Annotated in this window: 9 protein-coding genes and 1 other RNA gene (1 of these 10 cut by a window edge); 9 read left to right on the forward strand and 1 reads right to left on the reverse strand. The window is 52.3% G+C overall.

Annotated features, from left to right (window positions below):
* Positions 1 to 96: 96 nt before the first annotated feature.
* The 4 genes from ACSFXJ_RS00665 to rpmE all read left to right on the forward strand — a co-directional run bounded on the left by ACSFXJ_RS00665 (position 97) and on the right by rpmE (position 4487).
* Positions 97 to 1350 carry a UDP-N-acetylglucosamine 1-carboxyvinyltransferase gene (locus ACSFXJ_RS00665; RefSeq protein WP_435923334.1) on the forward strand — a complete coding sequence of 418 codons (1254 nt, stop codon included), beginning with the start codon at positions 97 to 99 and terminating at the stop codon, positions 1348 to 1350.
* A 128-nt stretch (positions 1351 to 1478) separates the two neighbouring features.
* The gene (rho, locus tag ACSFXJ_RS00670; protein ID WP_435923335.1) at positions 1479 to 2816 is read left to right on the forward strand and encodes a transcription termination factor Rho; all 1338 of its coding nucleotides are present in this window, start codon (positions 1479 to 1481) and stop codon (positions 2814 to 2816) included.
* A 32-nt stretch (positions 2817 to 2848) separates the two neighbouring features.
* Positions 2849 to 4117 (forward strand): radical SAM protein, encoded by a 1269-nt coding sequence (locus ACSFXJ_RS00675; protein WP_435923336.1) that lies wholly within the window; start codon positions 2849 to 2851, stop codon positions 4115 to 4117.
* Positions 4118 to 4289: 172 nt separating this feature from the next.
* Entirely contained in the window at positions 4290 to 4487 is a 198-nt protein-coding gene (gene rpmE, locus ACSFXJ_RS00680; RefSeq protein ID WP_074048553.1) for a 50S ribosomal protein L31, read from the forward strand.
* A gap of 81 nt (positions 4488 to 4568) precedes the next feature.
* On the opposite strand, the gene ACSFXJ_RS00685 is transcribed toward rpmE, so the two are convergent.
* Positions 4569 to 5837 (reverse strand): stalk domain-containing protein, encoded by a 1269-nt coding sequence (locus ACSFXJ_RS00685; RefSeq protein ID WP_435923337.1) that lies wholly within the window; start codon positions 5835 to 5837, stop codon positions 4569 to 4571.
* Between the two features lie 159 nt (positions 5838 to 5996).
* On the opposite strand from ACSFXJ_RS00685, the gene ACSFXJ_RS00690 reads away from it, so the two are divergent.
* From ACSFXJ_RS00690 to recR, 5 genes are all read left to right on the forward strand, one after another.
* The gene (locus tag ACSFXJ_RS00690; protein ID WP_435923338.1) at positions 5997 to 7130 is read left to right on the forward strand and encodes a hypothetical protein; all 1134 of its coding nucleotides are present in this window, start codon (positions 5997 to 5999) and stop codon (positions 7128 to 7130) included.
* Positions 7131 to 7229: 99 nt separating this feature from the next.
* Positions 7230 to 7497: signal recognition particle sRNA large type (ffs, locus tag ACSFXJ_RS00695), an RNA gene on the forward strand.
* Positions 7498 to 7643: 146 nt separating this feature from the next.
* The gene (gene dnaX, locus ACSFXJ_RS00700; protein WP_435923339.1) at positions 7644 to 9416 is read left to right on the forward strand and encodes a DNA polymerase III subunit gamma/tau; all 1773 of its coding nucleotides are present in this window, start codon (positions 7644 to 7646) and stop codon (positions 9414 to 9416) included.
* A gap of 69 nt (positions 9417 to 9485) precedes the next feature.
* Positions 9486 to 9797 (forward strand): YbaB/EbfC family nucleoid-associated protein, encoded by a 312-nt coding sequence (locus tag ACSFXJ_RS00705; RefSeq protein WP_435923340.1) that lies wholly within the window; start codon positions 9486 to 9488, stop codon positions 9795 to 9797.
* Between the two features lie 29 nt (positions 9798 to 9826).
* Positions 9827 to 9917, forward strand: the 5' end (the start) of a protein-coding gene (gene recR / locus ACSFXJ_RS00710) for a recombination mediator RecR (protein ID WP_435923341.1). The gene runs 509 nt beyond the window's last position; 91 of the gene's 600 nt are visible here — the first part of the coding sequence; it begins with the start codon at positions 9827 to 9829; the stop codon falls past the right edge of the window.

Raw genomic sequence — 9917 nt, forward strand, 5'->3', positions numbered from 1 at the left:
TTCGCAATTCTATCCGATTTAATATATTCTTTTTAGGAAGAAGCTTCACTTGCCGTGGTATACGGCTGCATTATACGTAGGGGGACCCTTGAGCTTATGGAAAAACTTATGATCAGCGGCGGACGTCCGCTGCGAGGTACAGTATCGATCAGCGGAGCCAAGAACAGCGCAATTGCTCTGATCCCTGCCGCGATTTTGGCGGAATCCGAAGTTGTGCTTGATAATTTGCCGCATCTAAGCGATGTCGCAGTATATTCGGAAATTTTGGAAGAGCTGGGTGCCCGCGTATCATGGGAGGGCAGTCAGATGCGCATCGACCCTTCCAAGGTGAACTCGATTCCTATGCCTAACGGACCCGTCAAGAAATTGCGGGCTTCCTACTATATGATGGGGGCGCTGCTAGGACGGTTTAATGAAGCGACGATCGGGCTTCCGGGCGGATGCAATTTCGAACCGCGACCGATCGACCAGCATATCAAAGGTTTTGAAGCTTTGGGTGCTACCGTAACGAACGAACATGGATCCATTCATTTGCATGCGAAGGAACTTCGGGGAGCCAAGATTTATCTGGATGTGAGCAGTGTCGGGGCAACCATTAATATCATGCTGGCGGCCACGCGGGCCAAAGGCTTAACAATTATCGAAAATGCGGCCAAAGAGCCTGAGATTATAGATGTAGCTACACTTTTGAACTCGATGGGCGCCAGCATCAAGGGCGCAGGTACCGAAACGATCCGGATCGAGGGCGTAAGCTCGCTGAAGGGCTGCCGCCATTCCATCATTCCGGACCGGATCCAGGCGGGGACATATATGATTGCTGCTGCGGCCACCCGCGGCGATGTGACGATCGACGGCGTGATTCCGAAGCATTTGGAAGCACTCACCGCTAAATTGCTGGAAATGGGCGTCGGCGTCGAAGAATTGGACGAGTCGATTCGGGTAATCGGTGCTGCAAAATACGAACACGTGGATGTGAAGGCATTGGTCTATCCGGGTTTTCCGACAGATCTCCAATCTCCGATGACCAGTCTGTTAACCCAAGCCGAGGGCGTTAGCGTGCTCAGCGATTTTGTCTACAGCAACCGGTTCAAGCACGTACCGGAACTGGTCAGAATGGGAGCCAAGATTCGCGTGGAAGGACGCTCGGCGATTATAGAGGGCGGACCGCTTAATGCAGCCAAGGTGAAGGCAGCCGATCTCCGGGCCGGAGCGGCACTGGTTATTGCCGGACTGACCGTGGAAGGCGGAGTTACCGAGATATCCGGCGTGGAACTGATCGACCGGGGCTATGACAACCTGGTTACGAACCTTCGAGCACTTGGGGCCGACGTGTGGCGGCAGGTGGAATAACGCCGGCCGAATCGGCATAAGCTGCCAGGGAACAGGTAATAATAAAACTATGACTTCATAGATTCATATTCTGTTTTAATAGGGTATTTTATGATTTGAAACGATAAAATTGAATAGGTGGTTTTTACATGGATCTGCAAATCGCCGATTTGGAAGGGATGAAGCTAACCGAGCTGTACAAGCTTGCCAAGCAGCATCAAATCCCTTACTACGGCCAGTTAAAAAAGAAAGAACTTATTTTTGCCATTCTGCGGGCTCAGGCAGAACAAAGCGGTCTGATGTTCATGGAAGGCGTGCTGGAGATTTTGCCGGAAGGCTACGGCTTCCTCAGACCGATCAACTACTTACCGAGTACGGAGGACATTTACATTTCCGCCTCGCAAATCCGGAAATTTGATCTGCGTACCGGAGATCTTGTCTCCGGTAAATGCCGGACGCCGAAGGAAAATGAACGCTATTTCGGATTGCTGCAGGTCAATGCGGTGAACGGCGAGAATCCGGCGATTGCCGCCGAACGACTGCATTTCCCGGCGCTTACTCCTCTATATCCGCAGGAAAAGCTTGTGCTCGAAGCATCCCCAACCCATCTATCCACTCGTATTATGGATGTTCTCGCCCCCGTCGGCTTGGGACAGCGCGGTTTGATCGTAGCGCCGCCCAAAGCAGGGAAAACGCTGCTGCTCAAAGAGATTGCCAACAGTATTTCTACCAATTATCCCGATATCGAGTTATTCGTACTGCTGATTGACGAACGTCCCGAGGAAGTAACCGATATGCAGCGTTCCGTCAAAGGGGAAGTCATCGCTTCCACGTTTGACGAGCTGCCGGAGAATCATATTAAGGTAGCGGAGCTTGTTTTGCAGCGCGCTCTTCGGCTGGTGGAGCATAAGAAAGACGTCGTTATTTTGCTGGATAGCATTACGCGGCTTGCCCGTGCCTATAACCTGGTGGTACCGCCGTCCGGGCGTACGCTCAGCGGGGGGATCGACCCGGCCGCATTCCATCGTCCGAAACGGTTTTTCGGTTCGGCCCGGAACGTGGAGGAAGGCGGCAGCTTGACGATTTTGGCGACCGCGCTTGTCGATACGGGCTCGCGTATGGATGATATTATTTATGAGGAATTTAAAGGCACCGGAAACATGGAATTGCATCTGGACCGGAAGCTGGCGGAACGCCGCATTTTCCCGGCCATCGATATCCGCAGATCCGGTACGCGTCGCGAAGAGGTGCTTCTGAACAAGGAAGAGCTGGATACCATTTGGGCCATCCGCAAAAATATGAATGATTCATACGATTTTGTGGAAGGATTCCTCAAAAAGCTGCGCGACAGCAAAACGAACGCCGAATTTCTGGCTTCGTTTGATGCGGCCGGGAATTCGACCGCATCGGGCGGCACCGGCGCACGGCGTTCCACCAGAGCGGCGTCGCCATCTTCCGGTTCTGCAGGCCAAGGTTCCGGCTCTTAAGAGCGCGAACAAAGGAAGAGGAGAACAACAAGATGTATTTAGTATATGCAGATGAACAAGGACAAGTATATGACCATCCGTCATTATACGGGCTGGCCCGCAGTGCGGATATGATCGTGGAGATCATGGAGGATGAGCTGATTCCGCTGCCCCAGGGAGCAACACTTGTGGGGCTGCCTTCCACGCGTCCGGTCGGAATGGACCCCGACACCGGGGAAATGCAGCCGCTTCCCGGGAATGTCCAAGCCGTAGGCGCATTGCTGCCTCAAGGCTTTACGCGGTTATGCTTGCCGGGTTATATCAAGACGGATAAGGAATATAAGCTTCCGCTGTTCGGTTACTCGGCGGTGGTCTGGAAGGACGGCCAGTTTTATGTGACCGCACGGATGTCCGACGATCCGGAAAAGTGGAATCCGCTAAACTGCGATCCGTTGGAATTGAAGTCGCAAGTCAAGGAATTGAAATCGCGCTATCCGGAAAACCGGCTGTACGAGCATTTATCCAATTGCGCGCTCGGATATGAATGCCTGACGGCTTCGAATACGTTCCTGAATCGCTGGGAAGGGGCGGTTCCGGTTTCGTATTCTTGCAATGCGGGGTGCTTCGGCTGCATTTCGGAACAACCGGAAGACAGCGGCTTTGTCTCGCCGCAGACGCGGATGAACTTCCGCCCGCGCGTGGAAGAGCTCGTGGAGGTCATGCTCGAGCATTTGAAGACGCCGGAGTCGATCATCAGCTTTGGTCAGGGCTGTGAAGGCGAGCCGTCCACCCAAGCCAAGCTGATCATTGAATCGATCCGCGAAGTGCGCCGGCAGACCGATATGGGATATATCAATATCAATACGAACGCCGGTCTTTCCGACCATATCCGCGGCATCGTGGACGCGGGACTGGATCTGATGCGCGTCAGCACGATCAGCGCGCTGGACGATCACTATAACGCATACTATAAGCCGCGGGGATACACCTTGGCGAATGTGGAGAAGTCGCTTAAATATGCCTCCGAGCAGGGCGTCTACACCTCGATCAACTATTTGATCTTTCCGGGAGTGACCGACCGGGAGGAGGAAATCGAAGCGATGGTCGAGTTTGCTCGACGTACCAAATTGCGGCTGATCCAACTTCGCAACCTGAACATCGACCCTGAAAGCTATTTAGGGCTGATTCCTAAGGCGAAGGGGGATATTCTCGGCATGAAGCAGGCGATCGAAATTTTTCAGGAAGAGCTGCCGGATGTCGTCATCGGTTCTTATACGCATGTTCCGCCGGCCGAATTGGCCCGGGTCAAGGTTCGCGGTTAAAGAATGAAACCCTTGTTCCGATAATTGAAAAGCTCGATTTTTTTGCGAAAAATGGCAATGATGGTATTTTACCGATACAATTGCGCAATGCCTATACACGTGATATACTGTTTTCATGTGTCATTATAACTCTGGGTCCGCATGAGGCTCAGGGCGGAAAGAGGTGAAAGTCATGAAAGAGGCCATTCAACCCAAATATCACGTGACTACAGTAACTTGCGCTTGCGGGAACACCTTTGAAACAGGTTCCGTAAAGCAAGATCTGCGCGTTGAAATTTGCTCCAACTGCCATCCTTTCTTCACAGGGAAACAGAAGTTTGTGGATGCTGGTGGACGTGTGGATAGATTCAAAAAGAAATACGGTATCTAATACGAATTGGTCGCGGCGCAGAAGCCGCGAACGATGCGAAATCCCCCGCTTGGAGACAAGCGGGGGATTTTTTTGTTGATTTTATGATTTGAATTCAATGCTATTCCGCAGGCTGTCCCACTCGTCCGCTTTGATAATACCGAGCCGCCAGAGGGCGATGCCCTTCAAATCATAACGTTTGGCGAGACCGACCAAGGTTTCGACTGACGCCGCATCCTCATTGTCCATATTCAAACCGAGAATCAGCTTGTCCTTATCGGTTTCCTTCAAAGCCAGCCGAATCGCTTCATCCACCTTGGCAACAGGTTCGGGTTGTTTGTTCGAATCGGTCCCCGATCCTGTCCGGTAATCGTAGGCCATGATCACAATTTCATCCGCGATTTCCCCAAGCGCCTTGTAATCGTAACCTTGATAAGAAGAGTTCAACGGATGTAACGCAAGCCCTAACTGGAGTCCCGCCGCCTTGGTTTCCACCGCAAGCTCCTTGACGAAGGCGGTAAATGCCGCGCGGGTCGAAGTTTTGTCCGTCGTGAGTCCGAGGCCTTCCATGTCCAGCATGATGCCTTTAAACGGATGGGCAGTAGCGGTCTCGACCATATCCGAAATCGCTTGCTCCCGGTACTCGGCATTCTCGACAACCTTTGTCAGCTCGCCTTTAACATCGCTTGAATAGACCATCAAATAAGGCGTCGTGCCTGCTTCGGCCGCATCGGTTATCAAGCTATCCGGTGTTACGTCGCCCGCTGCCTCTGGCCAAAAGAAAGGTTTGGTGTTGACTGTAAATTTTCCATTCTCATCAATCCGGCTCCAGCCGAAAGAGACCGCATCCAGCGTCTGAACTCTGGATGCTTCGGAAAAAGAGCTCATCGCATAAAAACCGAGCGTATACATATCTTTTTGCGGCGATGTAATGGAGACGGTTTTGCTGGCTTGATCCCAGCCGACCTTGGCTCCGAATTGCTGACTGAAGAAGCTGAGCGGAATCAAGGTGTTGCCGTTCACGCTCCGGGGAGCTTCGGACAGGCTTACCTTCGTCCCGTTGACGGATGCTTCCTTCCGATCCAAGGCTAACTGAACGTTGACGGCTTCGGCCCCTTCTCCTTTTACCGCATTTATTGTTTTGGTTTTATTATTCCAGGTCACTTCGATTCCTAAAGCTTCGGAGATGGAACGGAAAGGAACGAGGGTAGTCCCGTTCACTAGAAGAGGTTCTCCATTCGAAGTCAAGGGGTATCCGTCCAACATAATTGTAATGGAGGAAGCGGCTTGGGTCGACGGCGGTTGGAAAGCGAACCCTCCAGCCACCATAGAGGCAGCCAATATCATTTTGGCCAGGCGTAGACGTTTCATAAGTTCTCCTTTCGTCTATCAAACTCCCAATATATTCTATAATATATCAAAATATGATAGGGTTTGCATGTTACGCCAAACTAGCATCCACGGGCAGCAGTAAAAGATTCCCAATAAAATCCGATATATAGAGTAATCGAAATAACGGGAGGCGAACTCATGAACAGGAAGTCGTGGATGATCATTCCCTTAGCGGCAATCCTGCTGCTGCTGATCCCTGTGCAAGCTGCTCAGGCCCAGACCAAGCTTTATGCGGAAAAAGTGTTGGAAGTGGAGGATCGCGTGTCTAACCATAAAAGGGGAGGACTTGCTTATAACGGAGACTTTTATCTGTACTTCGATCCTTACGGACAGCTTTATAAATCCGCAGATGGCCTAAAGTGGGAGATGCAGGAAGCATATACGATTCAAAACGGGGAACAGTATGACGGTACGGGCGGCTATGTGCGAAAGATGATTTTTGACGGAAACCGTTTCATCGTCCTGTACGATCTGGGTTTTGCGGTATCCCAGGACGGCCTTTATTGGGAACGGCATGAAATTCCTTTTCCGAGCGACGCCAGCAAAGAATATGACTTTCAAGATCTTATCTTTAGCGGAGGAATCTATTATTTTCTGGCACAGGATCGGGATAAGGACGTTGACGGGTTTTACTTTCCCGGACCGAATCATATCCTGATTTCTACGGATCTGCGGACATTCAAGCCGGCGCAAATGAAAAACATCGAAAAAAGCATTGCTGGCGAGCGGCCGCTGGATTCGCTGGTGACGAACGGAACCACCTTCCTGGCAACGGGCAATACATCCGCCAAGTCCAAAGGCGGTCAGGTTTGGACAGGGGAAAATGTCAACTTTTTAGCCGGTTATAACGGGATTTGGGATGGCAAACGGTTCTTATTCGCTTATATGGACCGTATATTTTCGACCCAGGACGGCAGCAAGACAACAGATGTTTTTAGTTTCAAGGAAGCCAAATGGAATGAAAAAACGAAGCAATATTCGGCGGGTTTACCCCTTCGTTTGAATGTGATCGGCTTCAACGGGACGGAGTATCTGGCCGCGGGCAGCCATTTTGATTGGATGTCCGAGAACCGTAAGACAGAGGAGACCGTGCTTATTTACTCCAAAGACGGGAAGACGTGGGAAAAAATATATTTCCCGGGGGGCGGCACCGATTTCGATGCGATTTATCCCACATCATTCGGCTTTTTGCTGACAGGCAACAATGTATGGGCGGTCAGTGCCCGGCCATTCGATAAATCGGAGCCCGAACCGGAAATACCTGCATCTTAGAACGAAAAAAGAAAATCCGATTGCTCCGACGGTTGGCACGGCTGCCAAGTTTTAACCTCAGGTTGCATTTTGGCCGGGCATGGGCTATACTTAATTTCGCCGTGCTAGATGGGGAGGTAGCGGTGCCCTGTAACTCGCAATCCGCTGTAGCGAGGTTGAAGTCCTGTTAGCGGTCTTGCCGATGTGAGGTCCGGTCTTTACGGTAGACGTTGACGGACGGGTCCTCCGCAAGGAGTACCTGTGAACCTGGTCAGGTCCGGAAGGAAGCAGCCATAAGCAGTCCCACTCTTGTGCCGGAGGGCAGCCTGTCCCGAGTTGTGCCGTAGAGGTGCCGCTCGGATCGCAATGATCAATAACAGGTGCACGGTATATACTTAATAAAGAACGCATCTTTGCTTAAATTGCAGAGGTGCTTTTTTATTTCCAGAGAATGAGTTTTTCTGAGTGACCTAGTATAGTATAATAAGAAAGCGGCAAAAAGCCGCTTATGGGATCAGAAAGAAGGTGCCGCAAATGGAGCATATCGCGCTGTACCGTGCTTGGCGGCCGCAGTCGTTTCAAGACATGGTAGGACAGCAGCATATTATTCGCACCCTCCAGAATGCGATCCGCGAGCAGCGGCTTTCGCATGCGTATCTGTTTAGCGGACCGCGCGGAACAGGGAAAACGACGACGGCGAAAGTGTTGGCCAAAGCGGTCAACTGCGAGAAGGGGCCAGCCCCCGAGCCGTGCAATGAATGCGAAGCCTGCCGGCGGATTACCGCGGGCGCTGTCATGGACGTGCTTGAAATTGACGCCGCTTCCAACCGGGGGGTCGAGGAAATCCGCGATCTCCGCGAGAAAGTGAAGTATGCCCCTACGGAAGTGCGGCAAAAAGTGTATATTATCGATGAAGTGCATATGTTGACCACGGAAGCGTTCAATGCGCTGCTCAAAACGTTGGAAGAACCGCCGCCGCATGTCATGTTCATACTGGCGACGACGGAGCCCCACCGGCTCCCGGCCACGGTCATTTCAAGATGTCAACGCTTCGATTTCCGGCGCGTCTCTCTCGAAGAGCAAAGCCAACGCCTGCGGACGATCTGCGAGCAGGAAGGCATTGAGGCCGAGGAAGAAGCCATCGAATATATCGCGAGACTTTCGGACGGCGGGATGCGGGATGCGCTGAGCATTCTGGATCAGATTTCTTCCTTCTCGGAAGGGAAAGTCTCCTACCAGCAAGTTCTGGATATGACCGGAGGAATTCCTTCGCGGCAGTTTGCCGAATTGGCGAACAAAATCCTGGAAGACGATGTCGGCGGCATGCTGCAGATGGTCGAAGGGTTTATGCAAGAAGGAAAAAGCGCCGATAAATGCATGGAGAACCTGTTGTACTATTTCCGTGATCTGCTGATGATCAAAATGGTGCCGCAGGCGGACAAGCTGACCGACCGCGTTCTGGATGCCGGGGATTTTAGGGAGATGGCGCACGTCTTCACGCGTGCCCAACTGTTTAGGATCATCGATACATTGAACCATTATCAATCGGAAATGAAATACGCGGCTCATCCGCAAATGCTGTTTGAAATAGCTCTGCTTAAGCTGTGCAGCCTGCCGAAGGGTGACGCCGAGGTGCGGGAGGCCGCCGGGCAAAGCCAGCCGGCAGCCGCCTCGCCGGGCGCCAGCGCTACTGAGGTGCAGCTGTTGAAGAAACAGCTTGCGGACCTGGAGCGTAAGCTGGAGCAGGCGATGAAGAGCGGTCTTTCCGGAGCCGGCGGTGCCCAAGACAGAGCGGCGGGAGGCGGACGCTCGGCCACGAGAAGCCCTGCCCCGCGCATATCGTCACCGGCCAAGCTTCCGTCCGGGATGGAACGTTACGTCGCCGAGCGGAACAGCCAGGAGTTCATGGCCGTTCAGGGGAAGTGGAACCAGATTTTGCAGGCGGTAAAAGACGAAAAAGTGACGATCCATGCCTGGTTTGTCAATGGGGAACCGGTATCGGTAGTGGACGACGCCATTCTGGTCGCCTTTAAAAACGATATCCATCGCGAAACCACCGAGAAGCCGGCCAACAAACAGCTGATCGAGCAGGTGATGGAGCGCCAACTGGGCCATCCTTGCCGATTGGTGACGATGATGCTGAAGGATTGGAACGATGCAATCCAAGGGGCCGCCGAGCCGCCGAAGGAACCCTTCGAGCTGGAGCATGCCACCGAGGATGGCGGCAAAGATACCGGGAGCAAAGAGCCTTGGGTGGACGAGGCGCTGCAGCTGTTCGGCGAGGACCTCGTGGTCATCAAGGAGTAATGCGGCTGTGTAAATTTGGGAGCAACCTATTATAATAGATCCGATATTAACAAAGGAGATGTGAATCCAATGAACAATATGAACCAAATGATGAAGCAAGTGAAAAAAATGCAGGAGCAAATGCTCAAAGCCCAAGAAGAACTGGGCAGCAAAACGATTGAAGGCAGCGCCGGCGGCGGTGTCGTAACCGTCGAGGTTAACGGTCACAAAAAAGTCCTGTCCTTGACCATCAAGCCTGAAGCGGTTGATCCGGATGACATCGAAATGCTGCAGGACCTCGTGCTGACGGCTGTGAACGATGCGCTGAATAAAGCCGAAGAGCTCGCGAACCAGGATATGGGCAAATTTACGGGCGGCATGAAGATTCCAGGCTTGTTCTAATTTAATTCAGACTGAAGGGGAGCACTCCATTGTATTATCCCGAACCGATCGCGAAGCTGATCGACGCTTTTACCCGCTTGCCCGGAATCGGACCGAAGACGGCGGCCAGACTGGCGTTTC

The sequence above is a fragment of the Paenibacillus salivarius genome, from assembly GCF_051307165.1.
Taxonomy (GTDB): domain Bacteria; phylum Bacillota; class Bacilli; order Paenibacillales; family Paenibacillaceae; genus Fontibacillus.

Coding starts and splice junctions, on each gene's coding strand:
- ACSFXJ_RS00675 (WP_435923336.1), top strand. CDS start 2,849: ATGTATTTAGTATATGCAGATGAACAAGGACAAGTATATGACCATCCG.
- rpmE (WP_074048553.1), top strand. CDS start 4,290: ATGAAAGAGGCCATTCAACCCAAATATCACGTGACTACAGTAACTTGC.
- ACSFXJ_RS00665 (WP_435923334.1), top strand. CDS start 97: ATGGAAAAACTTATGATCAGCGGCGGACGTCCGCTGCGAGGTACAGTA.
- ACSFXJ_RS00685 (WP_435923337.1), bottom strand. CDS start 5,837: ATGAAACGTCTACGCCTGGCCAAAATGATATTGGCTGCCTCTATGGTG.
- ACSFXJ_RS00705 (WP_435923340.1), top strand. CDS start 9,486: ATGAACAATATGAACCAAATGATGAAGCAAGTGAAAAAAATGCAGGAG.
- ACSFXJ_RS00690 (WP_435923338.1), top strand. CDS start 5,997: ATGAACAGGAAGTCGTGGATGATCATTCCCTTAGCGGCAATCCTGCTG.
- dnaX (WP_435923339.1), top strand. CDS start 7,644: ATGGAGCATATCGCGCTGTACCGTGCTTGGCGGCCGCAGTCGTTTCAA.
- rho (WP_435923335.1), top strand. CDS start 1,479: ATGGATCTGCAAATCGCCGATTTGGAAGGGATGAAGCTAACCGAGCTG.